This window comes from Pseudomonas sp. THAF187a, assembly GCF_009363395.1.
GTDB classification, from domain to species: domain Bacteria; phylum Pseudomonadota; class Gammaproteobacteria; order Pseudomonadales; family Pseudomonadaceae; genus Aquipseudomonas; species Aquipseudomonas khazarica.
Window position 1 is genome coordinate 4,235,242 of the sequence record NZ_CP045349.1, and the last position, 24,635, is coordinate 4,259,876.

Below are 24,635 nucleotides of genomic sequence, written 5' to 3' on the forward strand. Positions count from 1 at the left end.
CCCACCAGGACGTGGCTCTACCTCGCACCTTTGCGCCAGGTAGTGACAGGCATCGCCAAGACGCCAACTGCCAGGGCCGGCTGTTACAGGTGCCCAGTACGGGCACCAAAGGTTACGCCCAAGCGTTACCCAGCACAGGATTGAACCATCCGCGGCGGAGCATGTCTCAGCTCAGCCCCTGGAGGGTGCCAGCCATACGCAATGACCGCTCGTCGCGCAGATCGGCGACGAGGCGGTGGGTGATCTAGGTTTAGCGAACAGCGTTTGGCAGCGCTATCAAGGGGTTAGCAAAATGAAATTAGAAGTAGCTCGAGGTTTGTTCCTTGGCCTCGCCCTCAGCGTAACGGCAATCGCCGCCGCAGCCTGGCAGGAGCCCGGTCCGCGCGTACTGGACGCGCACGACTGCACGGCCCAGGCCCCCTGCCCCACCGCCCCGTTGCGCAAGCACGTGCAACCTGCCGTGAAACCGGATGCCAACCTGCTGGTATTGATGTTCGGCCTGAGCGGCGCGATGAAAGGCGAACAATAGCCCCGTCACCCCGTCACCCCGTCACCGGGAGACCCGCGCACCCGCTTGTGCAAATGTTCGCTGCATCACTGATCCAGCCTGAGCCTGGGGCTATCATCGCCGCCCCAACGGAAGCGACTCACAAGGAAGTCACCATGCTCAAGCGCTGGATCTACGCACTCGCCGCTACATTGCTGCTCACTGGCTGCGGCGGCCCGAACAACACCCCCGAAGGCATTGCCGAAGCCTTCCTGCAGGCGGCCTACGGCAACGACGTCGACGCACTGTTCGAGTACATCGACGTTCCTGAAGGCACCGGCGACGAAGAAGTCGCGCTGGTTCGCGGCAAGCTCAGCGCCCAGCTGGCCCGCACCGAGAAGTACACCGAAAGCCAGGGTGGCCTGGATCGTATCGAGGTGCAGGCGCCAACCCTGTCGAACGACGACAGCCAGGCCCGCATCGAGGCCATCGTTCACTTCAACAACAGCGATGCCAAACCCAAGACCGAGCGACTGCGCCTGAACAAGGTCGACGGCGACTGGAAGATCAAGATCTGAGCCGCCTGCGTCTCGGGCTGTGCCTGAGCCTGCTGCTGGCCGGCGCCACCGTGGCGCTGGCCAGCCTCCAGCCACAACCCTCCGTCAGCGCCCCAGAACGCAGCCTGCCGCCCGTGCAGAACGGCGACTGGGTGTTTCGCCTCGGCCCGTCGCGCGAGAGCCGCCTGATCCAGCAGGTCGGCGGTGGCGACTACTCGCACATCGGCATGATCGTGAGCACCTCGCCCCAGGCGCTGGTGGCACACGCCACCACCGATGACGATCCCGAACGCCCCGACCAGGTCCTGCTCAGCCCCCTGACCGAGTTCGTCGACCCACGCCACGCGCGCGCCTTCGCCATCGCCAGGCCGGACTTTCTCGATGCCGAGCAACGCCTGCAGGTCAGCGCCGCCGTGCGTGACGAGGTCGGCCAGCCGTTCCTGCTGGAGCCACGCAACCTGGCGCATCGCTACTGCACCACCCTGCTCGCCGATGCGATCCGCATGCAGCACCCCGGGTTCGCTCCGCAGTGGCAACGGCTGGACCTGCCGGTGTTTCATGGCGAATATCTGTTCCCTCGCGCATTCGCCGAATATCCAGGCATTACCTGGCTATATCGCTACTCGATCGTCGAGTAATGGCACTTCGGACGGCGCCATTCAGCTTCACTTAAGTCAGCCTCCCTATCGTCTGGCCGAAGCGTGACCGTATGGTCACGCCCTTGCTCGCAACGAGCGATCCAGTCACGCCAGACCAGGAGAGGTCCCCATGCTCCGCACCACCCCCGCCAACCGGACGCCACGCCCAGTGGCCCGCGCCATCGATGACACGGGCGTGGCCAGCCCTACCCGCAACACGGGCAAGGAGGACGCCCGATGAACGCACTTCGCGCACTGCCACGGGACGCACTGGCATCCGTGGTGGTCTTTCTCGTCGCCCTGCCGCTGTGCATGGGCATCGCCATCGCCTCCGGCATGCCGCCGGCCAAGGGCCTGATCACCGGCATCATCGGTGGCCTGGTGGTCGGTTTTCTCGCGGGCGCGCCGCTGCAGGTCAGTGGCCCGGCGGCGGGGCTCGCCGTCCTCGTGTTCGAGCTGGTGCGCACCCAGGGCATGGCCGCGCTCGGCCCGGTACTGCTGCTCGCCGGCCTGATCCAGCTGGTCGCCGGCTCGTTGCGTCTGGGCGGCTGGTTTCGTGTAACGGCGCCCGCCGTGGTCTACGGCATGCTCGCCGGTATCGGCATCCTCATCGTGCTGTCGCAGGTGCACGTGATGATCGATGCCGCGCCCAGGGCTTCCGGCCTGGACAACCTGCTGGCCTTCCCCGGCGCCGTGGGCGATGCGCTGAGCCTGTTCGGTGGCAACGCGATGATCGCCGGTGCAGTCGGCCTCGGCACCCTTGTCAGCATGGGGCTGTGGGAGCGCTACCGCCCCGCGTCCCTGCGTTTTCTGCCCGGCGCCCTGGTCGGCGTGACCCTCGCCACACTGGTCAGCCTGTGGCTGGCCTTGCCGGTCAAACGCGTGGAACTGCCGGCCAATCTCGGCGACGCCATCGACTGGATTACTCCGCAGGGGCTGGCCAGCCTGGCCGATCCGCAGCTGCTGATCGCTGCCCTGGCGATGGCCTTCATCGCCAGCGCCGAGACCCTGCTCTCCGCCGCAGCGGTAGACCGCATGCACGATGGCCCGCGCGCCCGCTTCAACCGCGAACTGTCCGCCCAGGGCATCGGCAACATGCTCTGCGGCGCTGTCGGTGCCTTGCCGATGACCGGGGTGATCGTACGCAGCTCGGCCAACGTCCAGGCCGGCGCCCGCAGCCGCGCCTCGACCATCCTCCACGGGGCCTGGCTGCTGGCCCTGGTCGCCCTCCTCCCCGGCCTGCTGCAGAGCATCCCGGTGGCCAGCCTCGGCGCGGTACTGGTGTACACCGGCTGCAAGCTGGTCGACCCCAGGGCCATGCGCAACCTCGGCCAGTACGGACGCATCCCGGTAATCATCTACGCCGCCACGGCGCTGTGCATCGTCTTCACCGACCTGCTGAGCGGCGTACTGCTGGGCTTTGCCCTGACCCTGGCCAAGCTGCTGTGGAGCGCCTCCCGGCTGCGCATCCGGCTCGTCGAAACTGCCCCCGGCAAGGCAGAACTGCGCATGCGCGGCGCCGCCACCTTCCTCCGCGTTCCCCAACTGGCCGAACACCTCGCTCGTGTCGAACCCGGCACGCGCCTGCACCTGAACCTGGCGCGCGTCAGCTACATCGACCACGCCTGCATGGAACTGCTGCAGGACTGGGACCGCTCCGCCCGCGCCCAGGGCGGCGGGCTGGTGATCGTCGAAGGGGCGGCACTGAAACGCCGGGTCGAGGGCCGGCAGCGCACGGCGCTGGCCTGATCGCTCCGTGGCTCACTCGTGCCCTCGGGTGAGCCAGGTCAATGGATGGACGGATGGACTATGGTGCGATGCAATCATTCGCAGTAAGGTCGGCCCATCGCCCAGCCAGGACGCACCATGGCCAGCAAGCCCAGCACCTCCCGCCAGCACAAGCACTTCGCCGTACTGATCGACGCCGACAACGCCCCCGCCGCCATTGTCGAAGGCCTCTTCGAAGAGATCGCCAAGTACGGCGTCGCCAGCGTCAAGCGCATCTATGGCGACTGGACACAACCCAACCTGGGCAGCTGGAAGAAAGTGCTGCTTGACCATTCCATCCAGCCGATCCAGCAGTTCGCCTACACCAAGGGCAAGAACGCCACTGACAGCTCGCTGATCATCGATGCAATGGACCTTCTCTACACTCGGCGCTTCGAAGGCTTCTGCCTGGTATCCAGTGACAGCGACTTCACCCGTCTGGCAGCGCGGATACGCGAAGAAGGACTGGAAGTGATCGGCTTCGGTGAGCAGAAGACGCCCAAGCCTTTCGTCTCGGCCTGCGACAAGTTCATCTACACCGAATTGCTGCGTAACGACGCCCCCTCGGCAGAATCGGAAGCCCCCACCAACGATGTGTCGGCGGCGCCATCACCGTCTGCCACCACACCGGAAAGCAAACCTGCAGCGCAACCGGCACCAAGCAAGGTTAAACCGCTGAAAGTGCCAGTGGACTTCATTGCCAAAGTGATCGACGACAACTCCGATGAGGATGGTTGGTGCCACTTGGGTCTGCTCGGTTCGAATATCAGCAAGCTGCGCTCGGACTTCGACTCGCGGATGTACGGATTCAAGAAGCTGAGCGATCTGATCAAGGCGCAGAATGGACGCTTCGAACTGCAGGTCCTGGGTGCGACCACTACGGGTGGCCAATCTCTTGCCGTGAGAAATCGAAAGCAGAGCAAATGATCAGACGCATGCGCCAGGTTGGGATGGGGACTTCCTGCCAGGACGATATGTGGCGCTGAGGTGATAGAGAGGCGGTGCATAGCGCATCCTTTTTGCTTCGCCACTCCAGCTTGCGCTGGTATACGGAAGCCGATCGCAGTTTGTCGCTGAGATCAGCTGACATCCCAGGGTTATCGCGGCTGAAGCCGCTCCTACAGGAGCGTGGCGATACCAGCGGCCTTGCCTTCACACTCCCGCGATCAAGCCTCCGATGATTTGCCGAAGCTCGGGATGTTCGGGCGGTCGAATCCCGAATTCGTCGCGCAGCACCCTCAGCACCTCATCGACACTGTCCAACTGCACCCGCTCGCTCGCCTGGCCCAGGCGGTGGATCGCGAAGCTGCCGTTGTTGAGTGTCTTGCGCAGCCCCGGCCCGGTGCGCGCGGCGATCATCTGGCCGAGAAACGGCGAGTCCGGGTGGGTGCACACGTACCAGTTGCCCACCACGTAGTCGATATCCGCCACCGCCTGCAGATCGAACACGTACATCGCCCGCCAACTGTCGGCCACCCGCGCGCGCAGGGTGTAGGTGCCATCCACGTGCGACAGTCGATAGGCCTCATGCGGCGTGGCCTGTTCGGCCTCGCTGTCGAGCAGCAAGGGACCGGTCGGCACCATGCCACCGAAACCGACGTCGGTGATGTAGCACACGCCTTCGAGCGTCACCAGCACCAGCATGTGGGTACGCGCCGGCAGGGCGTCTTCCGGACCGCCCATCACCACGCGCCCGGTCAGGCCGCGCGCGTCGAAACCCAGCGCCTGCAACAGCAGCAGGAACAGGCGATTGAGTTCGAAGCAGTAACCCCCACGGCCCTGATGCAGCAGCTTGTCCTGGATCGCAGCGGGCTCGACCTCCACCGGCACACGCAGCATGGTCGACAGCGTTTCGAAGGCGAACTCGGCGGTGTGCCGCCTCTGCAGCTCGCGCAGATTGTCGAGGGTCGCTGCCGGCGCCGAGGCATAGCCCAGGCGCTCCAGGTACCGTTGCAGTTCCAGCATGAAGGGTTCGCTCATCGCGCATCGTCCTCGTCGTCCGGTGGACGGTTTGTAGCAGAGAAGCGGAACGAGCGATATACGAATCACCCTGATCGATTTGCGCCAGCCAGCCCCCAAGCGCCAGTGAGCAGAGTGGGCAACGCCAAGCTCGTCCACCCTCGCGGGTTCCGCGTGCAGCCTCCTCACCCGCAAGAGGGAACTGATGGTGTCCACTCTGCTGTAGCTGAAGCCGCTCCTGCAGGAGCCTGCGACGGGGCAGTGGGTATGGTTTGCGGCGGCCGGCACATACAAGATGGCCAAAATGCGCCAAGCTGTTGCCATCCCATCCGCTCGCCCGAGGACTTCATCATGCGTCTGCCTCTTTTCTGCTCCCTGGCCCTGCTGCTCTGCCTCGGCGGCTGTGGCGCCGGCGAAACAGCCACCACGGCCACGCTGCAGGCAGAGCAGGCCAAGCAGGCGCAGCAGCAGATGGAGCAGCTCAAGCAGCAGATCGATCAGGCCAATGCGCTGAACAATCAGCGCCTGGAACAGGCCATCGACCAGGCGCAGTGAACGCTGCCTCGCTGCGCGCGAGGCAGTCACGCGATACCCGGAAACAGAAAGGCCGGTCACAAGACCGGCCTTTCTGTTTATCGCCCGATGCTCACTCAGCCATTGCTGGGGAAGGCGAACTGCGCAGCCTCGTGGCTCTTGCGCGCCGGCCAGCGCTGGGTGATGGCCTTCTTGCGGGTGTAGAAGCGCACACCGTCCGGACCATAGGCGTGCAGGTCGCCGAACAGCGAACGCTTCCAGCCGCCGAAGCTGTGGTAGCTCACCGGCACCGGCAGCGGCACGTTGACGCCGACCATGCCCACTTCGATTTCGTCGCAGAACAGACGCGCGGCTTCACCGTCACGGGTGAAGATGCAGGTGCCGTTGCCGTACTCGTGATCGTTGATCAGTTGCATAGCTTCTTCCAGGCTGCCGACGCGGACGATGCACAGCACCGGACCGAAGATTTCGTCGGTGTAGATGGTCATCTCCGGAGTCACCTTGTCGAACAGGGTGCCACCGACGAAGTAGCCATTCTCGTTGCCCGCGACCACCAGATCACGGCCATCGACCACCAGCTTGGCGCCCTGCTCGACGCCCGCATCGATATAGCCCTTGACCTTGTCACGCGCAGCCGCAGTGACCAGCGGGCCCATGTCCAGGCCGCAGGAGGTGCCGGCACCGATCTTCAGCGCCTGGATCTGCGGGACGATCTTGTCGACCAGCGCGTCGGCGATCTGGTCGCCCACGCACACCGCCACCGAGATGGCCATGCAGCGCTCGCCACAGGAGCCGTAGGCCGCGCCCATCAGTGCGCTGACGGCGTTGTCGAGGTCGGCATCGGGCATCAGCACGGCGTGGTTCTTGGCACCGCCGAGGGCCTGCACGCGCTTGCCGCGCTTGGTGCCTTCGCTGTAGATGTACTCGGCGATCGGGGTCGAGCCGACGAAGCTCAGGGCCTTGACCTCGGGGGCCTCGATCAGCGCGTCGACGGCATCCTTGTCACCGTTGACCACGTTGAGCACGCCCTTGGGCAGGCCGGCCTGGTTCAGCAGCTCGGCGATGAACAGGGTGGAGCTCGGGTCGCGCTCGGACGGCTTGAGGATGAAGCAGTTGCCGCAGACGATGGCCAGCGGGTACATCCACAGCGGCACCATGGCCGGGAAGTTGAACGGGGTGATGCCCGCGACCACGCCGACGGGCTGCAGGTCGGTCCAGGCGTCGATGTTCGGGCCAACGTTACGGCTGTATTCGCCCTTGAGGATTTCCGGGGCGGCGCAGGCGAACTCGACGTTCTCGATGCCGCGCTTGAGCTCACCCACGGCGTCTTCGATGGTCTTGCCGTGCTCGGCGCTGATCAGCGCGGCGATCTGTTGCTCGTTCTGCTCCAGCAGTTGCTTGAAGCGGAACATGATCTGCGCGCGCTTGGCCGGCGGCGTGTTGCGCCAGGCCGGATAGGCGGCCTTGGCCGCATCGATGGCCAGTTGCATGGTGGCGCGATCGGCCAGGCCGACCTGGCTGGTGGAATCGCCAGTGGAGGGGTTGAACACCGGGGCACTGCGACCGTTGCCGGCAACGCGCTCGCCGTTGATCAGGTGAGGGATATGGCTCATGGGGACTCCTCAGTAGAAATCTTGTGTAGGGTGGATGATGCTCTTCTCATCCACCGTGGCAGATTCGGAAATCTGGTGGATGAAAAAGGCGTCATCCACCCTGCGGTTGTCGGTATTCGCTTAGTCCAGCTGGTTCAGCACGTCGCCGACGGCGTTGAACACGCGGTCGAGGTCTTCGACCTTGGCGTTGAAGGTCGGGCCGAACTGCAGGGTATCGCCACCGAAGCGAACGTAGAAACCGGCTTTCCACAGGGCCATGCCGGCCTCGAACGGGCGGATCACCGCATCGCCGTCACGCGGGGCGATCTGCAGGGCACCGGCCAGGCCGCAGTTGCGGATGTCGATGATGTGCTTGGTGCCTTTCAGGCCATGCAGGGCCGCTTCGAACTTCGGCGCCAGCTCGGCGGACTGCTGGATCAGGTTCTCGCGCTTGAGCAGGTCCAGGGTGGCCAGACCGGCCGCACAGGCGACCGGATGCGCCGAGTAGGTGTAGCCGTGGGTGAACTCGATCATGTGCTCCGGCGACGGCTGCTGCATGAAGGTGTTGTAGATCTCGCTGGAGGCGATCACCGCGCCCAGCGGGATGGCGCCGTTGGTGATCTGCTTGGCGACGTTCATCAGGTCCGGGGTGACGCCGAAGAACTCCGCACCGCTCCACTTGCCCATGCGGCCGAAACCGGTGATCACTTCGTCGAAGATCAGCAGGATGTTGTGCTGCGTGCAGATCTCGCGCAGGCGCTGCAGGTAGCCGACCGGCGGCACGATGGCACCGGCCGAGCCGGACATCGGCTCGACGATCACCGCCGCGATGTTGGACGCGTCGTGCAGTTCGATCAGCTTGAGCAGTTCGTTGGCCAGCTCGACACCGCCGGTTTCGGCCATGCCACGGGTGAAGGCCATGCCCGGCTGCAGGGTGTGCGGCAGGTGGTCGGCGTCCATCAGTTGGCCGTACATCTTGCGGTTGCCACCGATGCCGCCCAGTGCGGTACCGGCGATGTTGACGCCGTGGTAGCCACGGGCACGACCGATGAAGCGGGTCTTGCTCGCCTGGCCTTTCAGACGCCAGTAGGCCTTGGCCATCTTCACCGCGGTGTCGGCACACTCGGAGCCCGAGCCGGTGAAGAACACGTGATTGAGGTCGCCCGGCATCAGGTCGGCGACCTGCTCGGCCAGCTTGAACGACAGCGGATGGCCGTACTGGAAGCCCGGGGAGTAGTCGAGGGTGCCGAGCTGCTTGGCCACGGCTTCCTGGATTTCCTTGCGCGAGTGACCGGCGCCGCAGGTCCACAGGCCGGACAGGCTGTCGTACACCTTGCGTCCCTGGTCGTCGACCAGCCAGCTGCCCTCGGCACCGACGATCAGGCGCGGGTCACGCTGGAAGTTGCGGTTGGCGGAAAACGGCATCCAGTGAGCATCCAGCTTGAGCTGGCTGGCCAGGGACGGGGTTTCGGTCTGCGGCATGTTCATCGGCGTAGCCTCACTCGGCAGGCAATTGAACGCAGGAGTCCGCTTGCGGGCGATCAGCGCCGACGAACCGGCTCCTGCAGGGTAGTTGCCAGTGAATGTGCCATGGGCATAGAGTCAGTAAAACAACACTCTTTGCAACTTCAGTTCAAGGTCTACTAAACATATGAGCAGTCGTCGTCCCGATCCGCTGGCCCAGGTCAGCGACTTTGAAATTCGCCTGCTCAAACTGTTTCGCAGCGTGGTGGAATGCGGCGGCTTTTCCGCTGCGGAAAGTGCCCTGGGCATCGGCCGCTCGGCCATCAGCCAGCAGATGAGCGACCTCGAGCAGCGCCTGGGCCTGCGCCTGTGCCAGCGCGGCCGCGCCGGCTTCGCCCTGACCGAGGAAGGCCGCGAGGTGTACCAGAGCACCTTGCAGCTGCTCGCCGCGCTGGAGAGCTTTCGCACCGAGGTCAACGGCCTGCACCGGCATCTGCGGGGTGAACTGAACATCGGCCTGACCGACAACCTGGTGACCATCTCGCACATGCGCATCACCCACGCCCTGGCGCGCCTCAAGGTGCAGGGGCCGGACGTACGCATCCACATCCGCATGACGCCGCCCTCGGAGGTGGAACAGGGCGTGCTCGACGGGCGCCTGCACATCGGCGTGGTGCCACAGGTCAGTGCCCTCTCCGGCCTGGAGTACCAGCCGCTGTACGACGAGCGCTCGCTGCTCTACTGCGCGGTCGGCCACCCGTTGTTCTACGTCGACGACCAGCAGCTCGAAGACCAGCGGCTCAACACCCAGGAGGCCATCGCCCCGACCTTCCGCGTGCCCCCCGAGGTGCAGAGCCACTACCAGGCCCTGAACTGCACGGCCAGCGCCTCGGACCGCGAGGGCATGGCCTTTCTCATCCTCACCGGGCGCTACATCGGCTACCTGCCCGACCACTATGCCCAGGCCTGGGTGCAGCAGGGCCGGCTGCGTGCGCTCAAGCCCGACAGTCGCTTCTACGACATCAACCTGGCGGCGGTCACGCGCAAAGGCCGCCGCGCACACCTGGTGCTGGAGAGCTTTCTCGAAGCCCTGGCCAGCAGCTGAGCCACGCCTGCCCTAAGCTCCACTTGAGTGCAGCACGCCCCATCGCGGGGCGCGTACGCGCTCGTCCGCAGAATCGAAAACTGAATACCAAGTCAGGAATATTCGTATGCAGTTGATGGGACAAGGCTTTCCGCAACACTGCACACAATTCACCAGCAAGCTGATCAGTTGGACAGCTTTTTGCAACAGGGCGCTCGCCTGACCAGATGGACAGGAAAAAAGAATAACGATGATCCTCAGGAGCCAAGATGAACGCCAGTCGCACCATGATGCTCGCCGCCTGCGGCCTGCTGCTGACCACCCAGGCACACGCCGATAGCCCGCTGCTGTGGCAGAACAACAGCCTCACCTACCTGTACGGCAAGAACTTCAAGGTAGAGCCGGCCATTCAGCAGACGATCACCTTCGAACATGCCAGCGGCTGGAACTGGGGCGACCTGTTCCTGTTCGTCGACCAGAAGTTCTTCAACGGCGCGGAGAACGGTGCGGGGGATACACGCAGCTTCTATGGCGAGTTCAGCCCACGCCTGTCGTTCGGCAAGCTGCTGGGCAAGGATCTGTCGTTCGGCCCGGTCAAGGACGTGCTGCTGGCGGCCACCTACGAATTCGGCGAGGACGAGACCGAAGCCTACCTGCTCGGCCCCGGCTTCGACCTGGACGTTCCGGGCTTCAACTTCTTCAAGCTCAACTTCTACTATCGCCAGCCCGATGGTGACCGCGTCGACCGCAACGGCGATGGCAAGCCGGATGGCAGTGGCGTCTGGCAGGTGACCCCGGCCTGGTCCTACACCCTGCCGCTGGGCAAGTCGGACCTGCTCATCGACGGCTACATCGACTGGGTGGTGGACAACGACGCCAGCTACCACAGCAACTACCACATCAACCCGCAGATCAAGTACGACCTGGGCAAGGCCATGGACTGGGGCGACAAGCAGGTCTACGTCGGCGTGGAGTACAGCTACTGGAAGGACAAGTTCGGCATCCAGGACAGCGCCGCCTTCACCACCACGCAGAACACCGCCAGCCTGCTGCTGAAAGTTCACTTCTGATGCGCCTCACCGACCCGCACCGAGGGTCGGTTTCTGCCGCCTGATTCCGACTTGCCACGAGAACGCTCATGACCACTGAATCGCCCTCTTCGTCCGACCTGATCTACGCCCTGGACGACCGCCCCGCGCCCCTGCCGGCCTTCTTCGCCGCGCTGCAGCATGTCCTGGCCTGCTTCGTCGGCATCGTCACGCCGACGCTGATCATCGGCGGCGTGCTCGGCCTGCATGAGCAACTGCCCTATCTGATCAGCATGGGCCTGATGGTGTCCGGTGTCGGCACCCTGATCCAGGCCCGCCGCCCCTTCGGCATCGGCGCCGGGATGATCTGCGTGCAGGGCACCAGCTTCGCCTTTCTCAGCGCCGTGCTGGCCGCCGGCCTGATGGTCAAGGCGCGCGGCGGCAGCCCGGACGAGATTCTCGCGATGATCTTCGGCGTGTGTTTCTTCGGCGCCTTCATCGAGATGGTGCTGAGCCGCTTCATCGGCCGCCTGCAACGCATCGTCACGCCACTGGTCACCGGTATCGTCATCACCATCATCGGCATCAGCCTCATCAAGGTCGGCATCACCGACGTCGGCGGCGGCGTGAAGGCGGAGAACTTCGGCGCGCCGATCAACCTGGCCCTCGGCGCCCTGGTGCTGCTGACCATCATTGTCCTCAATCGCCTGAGCAATCCCTGGCTGCGCCTGTCGGCGATCATCATCGGCCTGCTGATCGGTTCGCTGGCCGCCTGGTTCACCGGCGTGCTGGTGCCCAAGGCGCTGCCGGCACTGCCCCTGGTCAGCCTGCCGCTGCCCTTCCGCTACGGCTTCGACTTCGACTGGATGGCCTTCATTCCGGTCGCGCTGATCTACCTGATCACGGCCATCGAGACCACCGGCGACCTGACCGCCAACTGCATGATCTCGCGCCAGCCGATCAAGGGCCCGCAGTACCTGCAACGCATCAAGGGCGGCGTGTTCGGCGATGGCGTCAGCTCCCTGATCGCCGCCGTGTTCAACACCTTTCCCAACACCACCTTCAGCCAGAACAACGGCGTCATCCAGCTCTCCGGCGTCGCCAGCCGGCACGTCGGCTACTACATCGGCGCGCTGCTCATCGTGCTGGGTCTGTTCCCCGTGCTTGGCGCGATCCTCCAGCAGATTCCCAAGCCGGTGCTGGGTGGCGCCACGCTGGTGATGTTCGGCACCGTCGCCGCAGCCGGTATCCGCATCCTCGCGCAAGCCCCGCTGGACCGCCGCAGCCTGCTGATCATGGCCACCAGCTTCGGCATCGGCCTCGGCGTGTCGAGCCAGCCGGACCTGCTGAGCCAGATGCCCAGGCTGGTGCAGAACGTGTTCGGCTCGGCGATCACCAGTGGTGGCCTGACGGCGATCCTGATGAACCTGCTGCTGCCACTGGAAGCGCCTCAGACACAGGACTGACGCACGCAGGCGCAACAGCGGCGACGGCAGCCGAATGCCAAGCAGCCGTCGCCGGTTTGATGACGGCAGGATTCTTGCTGGCAATTCGCCAGATGGCAGCGCACGAACTGCTCTATCTCGGGCAGTTCCGTGCCGATGTCGCCACGTCTTCCACCGCAAGGGGTCATGATGTTCTTCTTCAAACCGGTTCTGGCGTTGATGAACCGCGCCCGCTACGCCCACAAATTCCTGCTGATCCTTACCCTGTTCATGCTGCCCTACTGCTGGCTTTCGCTGAGCAAGCTGCTGGACGTCAACGCGAACCTCGAACAGTCGCGCCACGAGCTGCAGGGCCTGCTCACCCTGGAGCGCTACCTGCCGGTCTATCGCCAGGCCCTGGGCCAGGCCGGCCTGCACGTGATCGGCTATGCCCGTAACAAGGACGACGCCAGGCAGGAAATCGAGCGCCGCAGCCAGGACCTGGTCAGCGCCATCGGCACGCTCAACGCCTGGCTGGACGGTGGCCAGTTCAGCGCCATGCAGCTCGCCGAGAGCGACCCCGGCTACAGCCTGGACAAGAAGCTCTCGGTACAGGGCCTGAGCTCGCAGATGATCGAGCATGTCAGCCCGGTACACGCACTGAGTGCCAACATGCGTGAGATTGCCGCGCTGTCGAAGCTGAGCCAGGACAGCGATCCACGCATCTACCGCAACGTCGACCTGCTGCTCAACCAGTTGCTGCCGCTGTACGAAGTGCTCAACCAGACCCGCACCTTCGCCGGCTACATGACCGCGTACGGGTTTCTCGAATCGTCGTCGCGCGCGGCCATCAGCAATCAGTTCGGCACCCTGCAGCGCTACGCCGATGGCGCCGAGGGCAAGGGCAACGCCCAGGCCCGGCAACTGATGAGCGACGCCGCGCGCGAAGCGGCCGCGCTGTACAAGCGCGAGATCGTCGACACCTACACGCAGAGCGGCTACTTCGACCAGAACGCCGTCGAGCACTGGCTGCAACGCTACGCGGCCTACGCGCCCCTTGTCGCCAGCCTGGACCAGGCCGCCGGGCTGCTGCTGGAGGAAACGGCGACGCTGTTGCAGGCACGCGCCGATGCCAATCTCCGTGCACTGCTGCTCTGGGCCCTGTGCCTGTCGCTGGCCGTGGCCCTGCTGGTCTACCTGTTCGTCGGCTTCTATCTGTCCGTGCATGGCGCCATTGCCACGCTCAGCAGCGCCACACGGCGCATGGCCGAAGGTGACCTGCGCACCCGCGTCGAGACCGCCGCACGCGACGAGCTGGGCGACCTGGCCCAGGACTTCAAGGACATGCAGGCCCGCATGAGCCAGTTGATCGCGCAGGTCTCGCAGTTCTCCGAGAGCACCCTGGGCAAGGCGCAGAACGTCAGCGACAGCGCCTCTACCAGCCAGCTCAGCGTCCAGCGCCAGGCAGGCGAACTCGAGCTCATCGCCACCTCGATGAGCCAGCTGGTGAGCAACGTCCAGGAGGTCAGCCAGAACTCTCACGTCACGGCCGAGAAAGCCAACAGTGCCGGCGACAAGTGCCGCGAGGGCCGTGTGCAGGTGGATCACGCCGTGTCGCGCATCAACCAGCTGTTCAGCGAAATGGACGACTCCATCGGCGCCATCACCGCCGTGGAGAAGGAAAGCAGCGAGATCGCCAAGGCCGTCGACCTGATCAAGAGCGTCGCCGAGCAGACCAACCTGCTGGCCCTCAACGCGGCCATCGAGGCCGCCCGGGCCGGCGAACAGGGGCGCGATTTCGCGGTGGTCGCGGACGAAGTGCGCAGCCTGGCCATCCGCTCGCGCGAGCTGACCGGCGAGATCGACCAGACCATCGAACGCCTGCGCCAACAGGTCGGCAGCGCAGTGAAGATCATTCGCGGCAGCCACCAGAGCGCGGCGCAGAGTGTCGAGCAGGTGACCCTGACGGCGAGCATCTTCGAGGCCATCACCGACAGCATGGGGCAGATCATCGACCACAACGTGCAGATCGCCTCGGCTGCCGAGCAGCAGGCCGCCGTGGTCCAGGGCGTGGAACAGAACACCCTGGAGATCAAATACCTCAGCGAGAGCAACGCGCAGGAAGCGCAGAGCACCGTACAGGTCAGCGGCGAGCTGACCGGCATGACCCGTGACCTGCACGGGCTGATCGCCAACTTCAGGGTATGAGCGCTCGTCGACGCCACGCGCCGCGCCATTCTGGTGCGCGGCGCACCCTCTCCGTGCAGCGCATGGTGGACCGGGGCGCTGCAGGCAACTTTTCTGGCCATGGAGCTTGTCACCCAGCCAGCGCTGGGGTATCAGTGCAATCGCTCCGCTCCCTGATTCAGTTCGGAATTGCCCATGACCTTCGAAGTCCCCGCCCATAGCAGTAACGGCAAACCCGCCGGGCGCATCCGCCAGAAGAACGAAGAAGCCATCATCAAAGCCGCCGAGGAAGAGTTCGCCCGCCATGGCTTCAAGGGCACCAGCATGAACACCATCGCGCAGAACGTCGGCCTGCCCAAGGCCAACCTGCACTACTACTTCAGCAACAAGCTGGGCCTGTACCTGGCGGTGCTGAGCAACATCCTCGAACTGTGGGACAGCACCTTCAACCACCTGACCGTGGACGACGACCCGGCCGAGGCCCTGGATCGCTACATCCGCGCCAAGATGGAGTTCTCCCGCCGCCACCCGAAGGCCTCGCGCATCTTCGCCATGGAAGTCATCAGCGGCGGCGACTGCCTGTCGCAGTACTTCAACCAGAACTACCTGGAGTGGTTCCGTGGCCGCGCCGCCGTGTTCGAAGCCTGGATCGCCGCTGGCAAGATGGACCCGGTCGAGCCGATCAACCTGATTTTCCTGCTCTGGAGCAGCACCCAGCACTATGCCGACTTCGCCTCGCAGATCTGCCGGGTGAAGCAGTGCTCGCGCCTGACCAAGCAGGACTTCGAGGAAGCCTCGGACCAGCTGGTGCAGATCATCCTCAAGGGCTGCGGCCTGCAAGCCACGCCACGGTAACCTCGTCGTCACAAACCCGCTCTAGTCTGCCGGCCACCAACTGACGAAGAGTGGCCAAACATGCACGACAACGAATCGACCGACCTGCAGCGCCTGGCGATCAGCCGCCGTCGCTTCATCGGCACCGGCGCCCTGGCCGGCGCCGCACTGTTTCTCGCCGGCAGCCCACTAGGCCGCAGCGCCCTGGCTGCCGGCATCGCCGAAGCCAACTCGACGTTTGGCTTCGCCAACCTGGCCGCCACCCGTGCCGACACCATCACCCTGCCGGCCGGCTACCGCTTCGATCCGCTGATCAGCTGGGGCCAGCCGCTGCATGACGACTCCGCCGCCTACCGCGGTGACGGCAGCCACAGCGCCGCCGAGCAGCTCGGTCAGTTCGGCGAGAACAACGACGGCATGAGCTTCTTCCCCTGGCCGGGCGACAGCGACCGCGCGCTGATGGCCATCAACAACGAATACTGCAACTACCAGTACCTGCTGCAGCACGGCAAGCCGCCGCAGTCGCTGGCGGACGTGCGCAAGGCTCAGGCGGCCGTGGGCGTCACCATCATCGAGGTGCGTCGTGACGCCGCCGGCGCCTGGCAGTTCGTCCAGGGCTCGCCCTACAACCGCCGTATCCACGCCAACCTGCCGATGGAGTTCGCGGGCCCGGCGCGTGGCCACGACCTGCTGAAGACCGCTGCCGACCCGGCGGGTATCGCCCCGCACGGCACCTTCCAGAACTGCTCCAGCGGCATGACCCCGTGGGGCACCTACCTGACCTGCGAGGAAAACTTCACCGACTGCTTCGGCAGCAGCGACGCCACGCTGGCCCTGACGCCCGCGCAGAAGCGCTACAGCGTCAAGCTCGAAGGCGCCAGCGACAACCGCTGGCACCTGTACGACGAGCGCTTCGACATCAGCCGTCATCCCAACGAAGTGAACCGCCACGGCTGGGTCACCGAGATCGATCCGTTCGATCCGCAGTCCAGGCCAATCAAGCGCACCGCGCTGGGCCGCTTCAAGCACGAGAACGCCGCGATCACCACCAGCCGCGACGGCCACGTGGTGGTGTACATGGGCGACGACGAGCGCGGCGAGTTCATCTACAAGTTCGTCAGCCGTGATCGCTTCAAGGCCGAAGACCCTGCCGCCAACCGCCACCTGCTGGACCACGGCGACCTTTATGTCGCGCGTCTCGGCGGTCAGGAAGGCGAGCAGCGCGGCAGCGGCCAGTGGCTCAAGCTGGCCTTCGGTCACAACGGCCTGACCCGCGAGAACGGCTTCAGCGACCATGGCGACGTGCTGATCCGCGCCCGTGCCGCCGGCAGCCAGGTCGGCGCCACGCGCATGGACCGCCCGGAATGGATCGCCGTCAGCCCGAAAGACGGCCAGGTCTACTGCACCCTGACCAACAACGTCCAGCGCGGCACGGAAGGCCAGCCGGTAGACGCGGCCAACCCACGCGCCAACAACGTCTACGGGCAGATCCTGCGCTGGCGTGAAGCCGGTGGTGATGCGGCTGCCGAGCGCTTCGAGTGGGACCTGTTCGTGGTCGCCGGCAATCCGCAGGCACATCCCGGCAGCGCCAATGCCGGCTCGGCCAACGTCAATGCCGACAACATGTTCAACAGCCCCGATGGCCTGGCCTTCGACAAGGACGGCCGGCTGTGGATCCAGACCGACGGCAACTACAGCGACGCGGGTGACTTCGCCGGCATGGGCAACAACCAGATGCTCTGCGCCGACCCGCTCAGCGGTGAGATCCGCCGCTTCCTGGTCGGCCCGCGCGGCTGCGAGATCACCGGCGTGGCCTTCGCCCCGGACCAGCGCGCCCTGTTCGTCGGCGTGCAGCACCCCGGCGAAGACGGCCAGTCGAGCTTCCCGGACCACCGCGACGGCATGCGCCCGCGCTCCACGGTGGTGGTGATCCGCCGCGAGGACGGCGGCGTGATCGGCGCCTGACGCCAGGCCGCGCAGCATGACGCCCGCCAGGCTTATACTGGCGGGCGTTTTTCATTGTCCGGCCAACCGATATGCCCAGTACCCTGCTCGGCCCCAGCGAATACCGCGAGGAGATCCGCAAGAGCCGCTTTCTCGCGCTCGCGGCGCCGGTCGCCAGCGCTGCCGAGGCCCAGGCCTTCATCGACCGCCACAGTGACCTGGCCGCCTCGCACAACTGCTGGGCGTGGAAGGTCGGCAACCAGTACCGCTTCAACGACGACGGCGAACCCGGCGGCACCGCCGGCCGACCGATCCTCGCCGCCATCGAAGGACAGGACTGCGACCAGGTGGCCGTGCTGGTGATCCGCTGGTACGGCGGCATCCAGCTCGGCACCGGTGGCCTCGCACGGGCCTACGGCGGCAGCGCGGCCAGATGCCTGCAGCTGGGCGAGCGCGAGGAACTGGTGACGCGCCTGGCGCTCAGCTGTCACCTGCAGTTCGCCGAGCTGCCGCTGTTCAAGGCACGCCTGGGCGAGTTCGACGCCCTGCTCGCCAGCGAAGAGTACGATGCCAGTGGTGCGCGCCTGCAACTGGCCGTGCCGGCCGAACGCCAGGACGCCCTGGCCCGCCTGCTGGCCGACATCAGCCGTGGCCGCGAGCAGTTGCACAAACCATGAAGCGCCTGCGTCCGCTCCTGCTGCTGGGCATGAGCCTGAGCGCACAGGCGCAGGTGGAAGAACAGCTGCAGTACCAGTACTACGACGTGACCATCGCCACCGGCGAGTCCTTGCGCCAGGCACTCAGCCAGGCCTCGACGATTCGCCAGAACGGGCAGGTCTACCATGCCTACACGCGCTGGGACGTGACGTGGAACTACTGGTGGCAGGAGGCGCGCGACGGACGCTGCCGCCTGACCCTGAGCCGCACCCGGCTGAGCGCACAGGTGACCCTGCCGCGCCTCGGCGGTGGCGACGCCCGGCAACGCCAGCGCTTCGCGCAGTACCTGCAGGCGCTGCGCGAACATGAGCTGGGGCACTACCGCATCGGCCAGGCGGCCGCCGCCGACATCGATGCCGCGTTGCTGGCCACAGCTGAGTCCCCCAGCTGCAGCGAGCTGCAACGGCACGCCAACCAGCGCGCCAGTGCCGTGCTGCAACGGCATGTCGAACGGGAGCGTGGCTACGACCGCGACACCGGCCATGGTCGCAGCCAGGGTGCCTGGCTGGCGGAGTAACTGCGCTATGCTGAGCCGTCCCTCTCATCCCTCATGGAGCCTGATATGACCGCGCCCCGATCCATCCTGATCATCGGAGCCTCACGCGGCCTCGGCCTCGGCCTGGCCAGTGAATTCGTCGCCCAGGGCTGGGCCGTTACCGCCACCGTGCGCAGCGCCGCACAGCAGGCGCCGCTGCTGGCACTGCCCGGCGTGCGTGTGGAGCAGCTGGAGATGACCGACCCGGCCAGCCTCGAACAGCTGGCCCAGCGCCTGAGCGGTCAGCAGTTCGACGTCATTTTCGTCAACGCCGGGGTCGCCGGCCCGTCGCACCACAGCACCGCACAGGCCAATGCCGAGGAAATGGGCCAGCTGTTCCTGACCAACGCCGTCGCCCCGCTGCGCGTGGCCGAGCGCCTGCTGGCGAACCTGGCCAGCGGGCACGGGCTGATCGTGCTGATGAGCTCGATCCTCGGCAGCATCGAGGCCGGTGCCGGTCTCGGCATGCCGCTGTACGGCGCCAGCAAGGCTGCGCTCAACCACCTTGCGCAGTGCTTCGTGCGGACCCAGGACAACCCCGGCCTCGGGGTCCTGCTGATGCATCCGGGCTGGGTGCGCACCGACATGGGCGGCGCCGATGCCCCGCTGGATATCGCCAGCAGTTGCAAGGGCATGGTCGCGCAGGTCAGCGCCGCCGTAGGCCAGGCCGGGCTGCGCTACCAGGACCACGAGGGCAACCCGCTGCCCTGGTAACGCCTCCCCTTCGCGCGTGCAGCATCAGGGGCGGGCAACGCCTGCCCGCCCCGGTCTTTTAGCCGAACGAAGCACTTTCGCGCCCGAGCGCACAACCCGGGGCGCGTGATCGTTGTACCTTACCGGCCTTGAACACACTCGCAGGATGCGAGCCTCGCCAACCACGACCTGGATCTAGGTAAATGGACAACCTGTATCAGCCCCCGAAAGCCGAACTGCTGGACGAACAATCCCCTTCCCGTAGCGCCTTCTTCGTCACCTCCAGGGACAAGCTCCATCTGCTGTATTTCGCCACCTTCGGCCTGTACGCCATCTACTGGTTCTACAAGCAGTGGGACAGCCAACGCGCCGCGATGCTGCCCAGGAAGATCGCGCCGGCGGCACGCTCGATCTTCCAGATATTTTTCACCCACTCGCTGTGCCGTCTGATCAGCGAACACAAGCAGCGCCAGGGCCTGGCGTCGTGGGATTACTCGGGCACCGCCTGGCTCTACGTCGCCCTGGCCGTGGCCAACAATGGCTTGTCACGCGTGGACATGCAGAACGGTGTTCTCGACCTGCTGCTGTTGATCGGTTGCGTGGCGGTACCCGCCCTTCCCCTGGCGCAGATCCAGCAGCATGCCAACCAGGCCAGCGGCGATGACACCGGCAAGAGCAACGCCCGAATCAGCGGCTACAACCTGCTGTTCATCATCCCCGGAGCCCTGCTCTGGATGCTCGTACTGGTTGGCGTTTTTCTCTGAACTCGAACCGTTGCAGGTCGGGCAGCGTCACGCTCGCACCGAGCCCGCCCCTGGGTGGACAGGCTTCGCGCTATCCACCCTACGCCCTGATCTCGCTGACCAGCAGCTTGAACGCGGCGCAACCGGAGAACGCGGCAAACACCCCCTCGAACAGGGCCCTGGCCTTCATGTACAGGCGCCAGTCTCCTGAGCGAGGGTAGATGCCGGACATGCACCCAGACTGCCAGCAAGTCGCAGTCGCGGCCAAGGCCCGTCCCACGGATTCGTGACAGGTCATCGTGACGCCCGCCGAGGTACGCGCAAATACAGTGCGCGGGATGCCCACGGTGGATCGGCGCGCACCAATGCCGGGCATGGGCATCCGCCACTCCAGGCGGCAAGCCCCCTGCCAGGCTTTTCTGACTCTCTGGCCAAGTTTTTGCTTTAGCCCCGCTCAGTTACTTCCATGAGCGCTTTCCATGTCCGCCTCACCCGATTTCCCGCGCCTGCAGCTGACGTCCATCAGCAAGCAGTACCCCGGCTGCCTGGCCAACGACCGCGTCGACCTGAGCATCGCCCCCGGCGAGATACGCGCCCTGCTCGGCGAGAATGGTGCCGGCAAGAGCACCCTGATGAAGATCATCTACGGCGTCACCCAGCCCAGCAGCGGCGAGATCCGCTGGCAGGGTGAAGCCTTGACCATGCGCGACCCGGCCATGGCGCGCCGCCTGGGCATCGGCATGGTGTTCCAGCACTTCTCGCTGTTCGAGACCCTGAGCGTGGCCGAGAACATCGCCCTGGCGATGGGCGCGGGCGCCGGTACGCCGAAGCAGCTGGAGCCAAGGATTCGCGAGGTATCGCAGCGCTACGGCATGGCGCTGGAACCGACGCGCCTGGTACACAGCCTGTCCATTGGCGAGCGCCAGCGGGTGGAAATCGTCCGCTGCCTGATGCAGGACATCAAGCTGCTGATCCTCGATGAGCCGACGTCGGTGCTCACCCCACAGGAGGCCGACGAGCTGTTCGTCACCTTGCGCCGCCTGGCCGCCGAAGGCTGCAGCATCCTCTTCATCAGCCACAAGCTCGGCGAGGTGCGCGCGCTGTGCCAGAGCGCCACGGTACTGCGCGGTGGGCGCGTATCCGGTCATTGCGTGCCGGCCGAGTGCAGCGATCTGCAACTGGCGCGGCTGATGGTCGGCGATGCCGAGGGCCTGGAGAGCAGCTACCCGAAAGTCAGCGGCGGCCTGCCACGTCTGCGCGTGGATGACCTCAGCTGGCACAACCCCGACCCGTTCGGCTGCTCGCTGCAGAACATTCGCCTGGAGGTACGCTGCGGCGAGATCGTCGGTATCGCCGGGGTGGCTGGCAATGGCCAGGATGAGCTGCTTGCCCTGCTCAGCGGTGAAAGCCGCCTGCCCCGTGCCGAGCGCGAACGCATCAGCCTCGATGCGGCGCCTGTGGCCAACCTGTACCCGGACGCACGGCGCCAGCTGGGCCAGGCCTTCGTCCCCGCCGAACGCCTCGGCCACGGCGCGGTGCCGGAGATGAGCCTGGTCGACAACGCGCTGCTCACCGCCTTCGGCCAGGGTCTGGTCAAGGCCGGCCTGGTGCAGCGGGGCAAGGTGCGTGCACTGACCGAAGAGATCATCCGCCGCTTCGCGGTGAAGACCCCGGATGCCGACACGGCCGCGCGCAGCCTGTCCGGCGGCAACCTGCAGAAGTTCATCCTTGGCCGGGAAATCCTGCAACAGCCCAGGCTGCTGATCGCCGCGCACCCGACCTGGGGCGTGGACGTCGGCGCGGCCGCCGCCATCCATCGCGCGCTGATCGCCCTGCGCGATGCCGGCGCGGCGATCCTGGTGATCTCCGAAGACCTCGACGAGCTGTTCCAGATCAGCGACCGCATCGGTGCGCTGTGCAGCGGGCGCCTGTCGCCGCTGAGCGAAACCGCGCAGGTCAGTACCGTGGAAGTCGGCCGCTGGATGGCCGGTGAATTCGATCAACCCGCCGCTGCCGCGGCCTGCTGACGGAGCCGTCATGCTGTTATCCCTGGAACCCCGCGGCCAGGCGTCGCGCCTCATGCTCTGGCTGTCGCCCCTGCTCGCCGCCGTGCTGACCCTGCTCAGCGGCGTGCTGCTGTTCACCCTGCTCGGGCATGACCCGCTGGAGACCCTGCACACCCTGCTGATCGCCCCGCTCAGCGACTGGTATGGCGTGTCCGAGCTGCTGGTCAAGGCGCTGCCGATCCTGCTCTGCGCCCTCGGCCTGGCCGTGGCCTATCAGGCGCGCATCTGGAACATCGGCGCCGAAGGCCAACTGCTGATGGGCGCACTGGCCGGCAGCGCCATGGCCCTGCAACTGATCGACTGGGACAGCCGCTGGGCCCTGGCCTGGGTGGTGCTCGCCGGCACCTGCGCCGGCGCGGCCTGGGCCGGGCTCACCGCGTGGCTGCGCACGCAGTTCAACGCCAACGAGATCCTCACCAGCATCATGCTCAACTACATCGCGTTGAACCTGCTGCTGTTCTTCGTCCACGGCCCGCTGAAGGACCCGGCCGGGTTCAACTTTCCCGAGTCGGCCATGTTCGGCGATGCCAGCCGCCTGCCGCTGCTCAGCGAGGACGGTCGCCTGCACGGCGGCCTGTACCTGGCGCTGCTGGCCCTGGTGGCGGTGTGGGTGCTGCTGCACAGGAGTTTTCTCGGCTTCCAGATCAAGGTGCTCGGCCTCGACAGCCGTGCCGCCGGCTTCGTCGGCTTTCGCGAGAAACGCCTGGTGTGGTTCGCCCTGCTGGTCAGTGGCGCGCTGGCCGGTGTGGCTGGCGTCGGTGAAGTGGCCGGCCCCATTGGCCAACTGGTACCGCAGGTTTCCCCCGGCTACGGCTATGCGGCGATCACCGTGGCCTTTCTCGGCCGCCTCAACCCACTCGGCATCGTCGTCGCCAGCCTGCTGATGGCGCTGCTCTACCTGGGCGGCGAGAACGCGCAGATGAACCTCAACCTACCGCAGGCGATCACCCAGCTGTTCCAGGGGATGATGCTGTTCTACCTGCTGGCCTGCGACGTGTTGATCCTCTACCGACCACGGCTGAAGTGGAAATGGGCGAAGCGCGACGCAAAAAACAACGCCGAGGCCATGGCCTGACAATACCTGTAGGAGCGAGCTTGCTCGCGATCCCAGGCGACACTGATCGCGAGCAAGAACTGGGCGTCCCCCTCGCTCCGACAAAAGTTATACGCAAAGGAAATCCCCATGGATCTCGATCTGTTGACCAATATCTTCTACGCCATGGTGCGCACCGGCACGCCGCTGCTGCTGGTGGCCCTCGGCGAGCTGGTGTGCGAGAAGAGCGGCGTGCTCAACCTCGGCCAGGAAGGCATGATGCTGTTCGGCGCGGTGATCGGTTTCATCGTCGCGCTGAGCACCGGCAGCCTGTGGCTGGGCGTGCTGCTGGCGATCGCCGCCGGTATGCTGCTGTCACTGCTGTTCGCCGCCGTGGCGCTGGGCTTCAACGCCAACCAGGTGGCCACCGGCCTGGCGCTGACCATCTTCGGCGTCGGCCTGTCCACCTTCGTCGGCGCCGCCTGGGTCGGCAAGCCGCTGTCCGGTTTCGAGCCCATCGTCATCCCGCTGCTGGCGGACATTCCGCTGGTCGGGCGCATGCTGTTCGCCCAGGACGTGCTGATCTACCTGTCGTTCGCCCTCTTCGCCCTGGTCACCTGGGTGCTGCTGAAAAGCCGCATCGGTCTGATCATCCAGGCTGTCGGCGAAAAACCGGACGCCGCCAGTGCCATGGGCCTGCCGGTGCTGCGCGTGCGCACCCTGGCGGTGCTGTTCGGCGGCGCCATGGCTGGCCTGGCGGGCGGCTACCTGTCGTTGGCCTACACGCCGATGTGGGCGGAGAACATGACCGCCGGCCGTGGCTGGATCGCCCTGGCGCTGGTGGTGTTCGCCAGCTGGCGGGTCCTGCGCGTACTGCTCGGCGCCTACCTGTTCGGCCTGGCCAGCATCCTCCACCTGGTGGCACAGGGCATCGGCCTGTCGATCCCCTCCAACCTGCTGGCCATGCTGCCCTACGTCGCCACCATCGTGGTGCTGGTGCTGCTCTCGCGCGATGCGATCAAGACCCGGCTGTACGCACCGGTATCGCTGGGCCAGCCCTGGCAGCCAGGGCATTGAAACCGATGAATCGCGGCTGAAGCCGCTCCAGCACGAACAGCGCATGCCTCTGTAGGAGCGGCTTCAGCCGCGATGCGCTCACAGCCACACCGCGTCCCAGAGCGGGTAATCGACAATCCGCCTAATCAGGCTTGCCCACCCTGCCGCGCTCCATTCGTACCGCGTCCAGGCTCCTGCGGTAGCAGCGGTATCGTCGCTCCGGCCCCAGGAGCTGGGCATTGAAACCGATGAATCGCGGCTGAAGCCGCTCCTGCACGAACAACACATGCCTC

The 24,635-nt window shown here is 65.8% G+C and carries 23 protein-coding genes; 19 read left to right on the forward strand and 4 right to left on the reverse strand.

Translation table 11 applies throughout. The features are described from left to right. The first annotated feature begins 292 nt into the window (after positions 1-292). From FIV02_RS19670 to FIV02_RS19690, 5 genes are all read left to right on the forward strand, one after another. Entirely contained in the window at positions 293-529 is a 237-nt protein-coding gene (locus FIV02_RS19670) for a hypothetical protein (RefSeq protein ID WP_152489565.1), read from the forward strand. A 134-nt stretch (positions 530-663) separates the two neighbouring features. Beyond that, positions 664-1,065, forward strand: coding sequence for a DUF4878 domain-containing protein (locus tag FIV02_RS19675; protein ID WP_167494321.1), 402 nt, complete (start codon positions 664-666; stop codon positions 1,063-1,065). A gap of 50 nt (positions 1,066-1,115) precedes the next feature. Next, the gene (locus FIV02_RS19680; RefSeq protein WP_172979180.1) at positions 1,116-1,682 is read left to right on the forward strand and encodes a YiiX/YebB-like N1pC/P60 family cysteine hydrolase; all 567 of its coding nucleotides are present in this window, start codon (positions 1,116-1,118) and stop codon (positions 1,680-1,682) included. A gap of 237 nt (positions 1,683-1,919) precedes the next feature. Further along, the gene (locus tag FIV02_RS19685) at positions 1,920-3,431 is read left to right on the forward strand and encodes a SulP family inorganic anion transporter (protein WP_152489567.1); all 1,512 of its coding nucleotides are present in this window, start codon (positions 1,920-1,922) and stop codon (positions 3,429-3,431) included. Between the two features lie 117 nt (positions 3,432-3,548). Next, positions 3,549-4,376 carry an NYN domain-containing protein gene (locus FIV02_RS19690; RefSeq protein ID WP_152489568.1) on the forward strand — a complete coding sequence of 276 codons (828 nt, stop codon included), beginning with the start codon at positions 3,549-3,551 and terminating at the stop codon, positions 4,374-4,376. Positions 4,377-4,601: 225 nt separating this feature from the next. Here FIV02_RS19690 and FIV02_RS19695 read toward each other — a convergent pair whose 3' ends face one another. Next, complete coding sequence (locus FIV02_RS19695) at positions 4,602-5,429, reverse strand: arylamine N-acetyltransferase (protein ID WP_152489569.1); 828 nt, start codon at positions 5,427-5,429, stop codon at positions 4,602-4,604. 330 nt (positions 5,430-5,759) lie between these two features. On the opposite strand from FIV02_RS19695, the gene FIV02_RS19700 reads away from it, so the two are divergent. Next, positions 5,760-5,963 carry a hypothetical protein gene (locus FIV02_RS19700; protein WP_172979181.1) on the forward strand — a complete coding sequence of 68 codons (204 nt, stop codon included), beginning with the start codon at positions 5,760-5,762 and terminating at the stop codon, positions 5,961-5,963. A gap of 95 nt (positions 5,964-6,058) precedes the next feature. On the opposite strand, the gene FIV02_RS19705 is transcribed toward FIV02_RS19700, so the two are convergent. Further along, positions 6,059-7,555 (reverse strand): CoA-acylating methylmalonate-semialdehyde dehydrogenase, encoded by a 1,497-nt coding sequence (locus tag FIV02_RS19705; RefSeq protein ID WP_037050981.1) that lies wholly within the window; start codon positions 7,553-7,555, stop codon positions 6,059-6,061. Between the two features lie 120 nt (positions 7,556-7,675). After that, entirely contained in the window at positions 7,676-9,022 is a 1,347-nt protein-coding gene (locus FIV02_RS19710) for an aspartate aminotransferase family protein (protein WP_152489570.1), read from the reverse strand. A 163-nt stretch (positions 9,023-9,185) separates the two neighbouring features. Between FIV02_RS19710 and FIV02_RS19715 the strand changes: the two genes are divergently transcribed. From FIV02_RS19715 to FIV02_RS19760, 10 genes are all read left to right on the forward strand, one after another. Beyond that, positions 9,186-10,103 (forward strand): LysR family transcriptional regulator, encoded by a 918-nt coding sequence (locus tag FIV02_RS19715; protein ID WP_037050983.1) that lies wholly within the window; start codon positions 9,186-9,188, stop codon positions 10,101-10,103. Positions 10,104-10,351: 248 nt separating this feature from the next. Further along, positions 10,352-11,152, forward strand: a complete 801-nt coding sequence (locus tag FIV02_RS19720) for an outer membrane protein OmpK (protein WP_037050985.1) — start codon at positions 10,352-10,354, stop codon at positions 11,150-11,152. A gap of 68 nt (positions 11,153-11,220) precedes the next feature. Beyond that, positions 11,221-12,576 carry a uracil-xanthine permease family protein gene (locus tag FIV02_RS19725; protein WP_152489571.1) on the forward strand — a complete coding sequence of 452 codons (1,356 nt, stop codon included), beginning with the start codon at positions 11,221-11,223 and terminating at the stop codon, positions 12,574-12,576. A 1,452-nt stretch (positions 12,577-14,028) separates the two neighbouring features. Continuing rightward, positions 14,029-14,742: a methyl-accepting chemotaxis protein gene (locus tag FIV02_RS25380; protein ID WP_371923289.1), complete on the forward strand. Its 714-nt coding sequence runs from the start codon at positions 14,029-14,031 to the stop codon at positions 14,740-14,742. A 174-nt stretch (positions 14,743-14,916) separates the two neighbouring features. Next, on the forward strand, positions 14,917-15,576 hold the full coding sequence (locus tag FIV02_RS19735) for a TetR/AcrR family transcriptional regulator (protein WP_037050989.1): 660 nt from the start codon (positions 14,917-14,919) through the stop codon (positions 15,574-15,576). 60 nt (positions 15,577-15,636) lie between these two features. Then, positions 15,637-17,520 (forward strand): PhoX family phosphatase, encoded by a 1,884-nt coding sequence (locus FIV02_RS19740; RefSeq protein WP_037050991.1) that lies wholly within the window; start codon positions 15,637-15,639, stop codon positions 17,518-17,520. Between the two features lie 71 nt (positions 17,521-17,591). Continuing rightward, positions 17,592-18,176 carry a YigZ family protein gene (locus tag FIV02_RS19745; protein ID WP_037050993.1) on the forward strand — a complete coding sequence of 195 codons (585 nt, stop codon included), beginning with the start codon at positions 17,592-17,594 and terminating at the stop codon, positions 18,174-18,176. Continuing rightward, positions 18,173-18,733 (forward strand): DUF922 domain-containing protein, encoded by a 561-nt coding sequence (locus FIV02_RS19750; protein ID WP_152489573.1) that lies wholly within the window; start codon positions 18,173-18,175, stop codon positions 18,731-18,733. Before FIV02_RS19745 ends, FIV02_RS19750 begins: the two co-directional genes overlap by 4 nt. A gap of 45 nt (positions 18,734-18,778) precedes the next feature. Next, entirely contained in the window at positions 18,779-19,465 is a 687-nt protein-coding gene (locus FIV02_RS19755; RefSeq protein WP_152489574.1) for an SDR family oxidoreductase, read from the forward strand. A 182-nt stretch (positions 19,466-19,647) separates the two neighbouring features. Beyond that, entirely contained in the window at positions 19,648-20,208 is a 561-nt protein-coding gene (locus FIV02_RS19760) for a DUF2637 domain-containing protein (RefSeq protein ID WP_152489575.1), read from the forward strand. A gap of 79 nt (positions 20,209-20,287) precedes the next feature. Here the strand turns inward: FIV02_RS19760 and FIV02_RS25055 are convergent, their stop codons facing one another. After that, on the reverse strand, positions 20,288-20,419 hold the full coding sequence (locus tag FIV02_RS25055; RefSeq protein ID WP_256663002.1) for a hypothetical protein: 132 nt from the start codon (positions 20,417-20,419) through the stop codon (positions 20,288-20,290). Positions 20,420-20,666: 247 nt separating this feature from the next. Here FIV02_RS25055 and FIV02_RS19765 point away from each other — a divergent pair, with 247 nt between their 5' ends. The 3 genes from FIV02_RS19765 (at position 20,667) to FIV02_RS19775 (ending at position 24,363) form a co-directional block, all read left to right on the forward strand. Further along, entirely contained in the window at positions 20,667-22,214 is a 1,548-nt protein-coding gene (locus FIV02_RS19765; protein WP_152489576.1) for an ABC transporter ATP-binding protein, read from the forward strand. Between the two features lie 10 nt (positions 22,215-22,224). Beyond that, positions 22,225-23,328 carry an ABC transporter permease gene (locus tag FIV02_RS19770; RefSeq protein ID WP_152489577.1) on the forward strand — a complete coding sequence of 368 codons (1,104 nt, stop codon included), beginning with the start codon at positions 22,225-22,227 and terminating at the stop codon, positions 23,326-23,328. Positions 23,329-23,436: 108 nt separating this feature from the next. Next, the gene (locus FIV02_RS19775) at positions 23,437-24,363 is read left to right on the forward strand and encodes an ABC transporter permease (RefSeq protein ID WP_152489578.1); all 927 of its coding nucleotides are present in this window, start codon (positions 23,437-23,439) and stop codon (positions 24,361-24,363) included. The last annotated feature ends 272 nt before the right edge of the window (positions 24,364-24,635 follow it).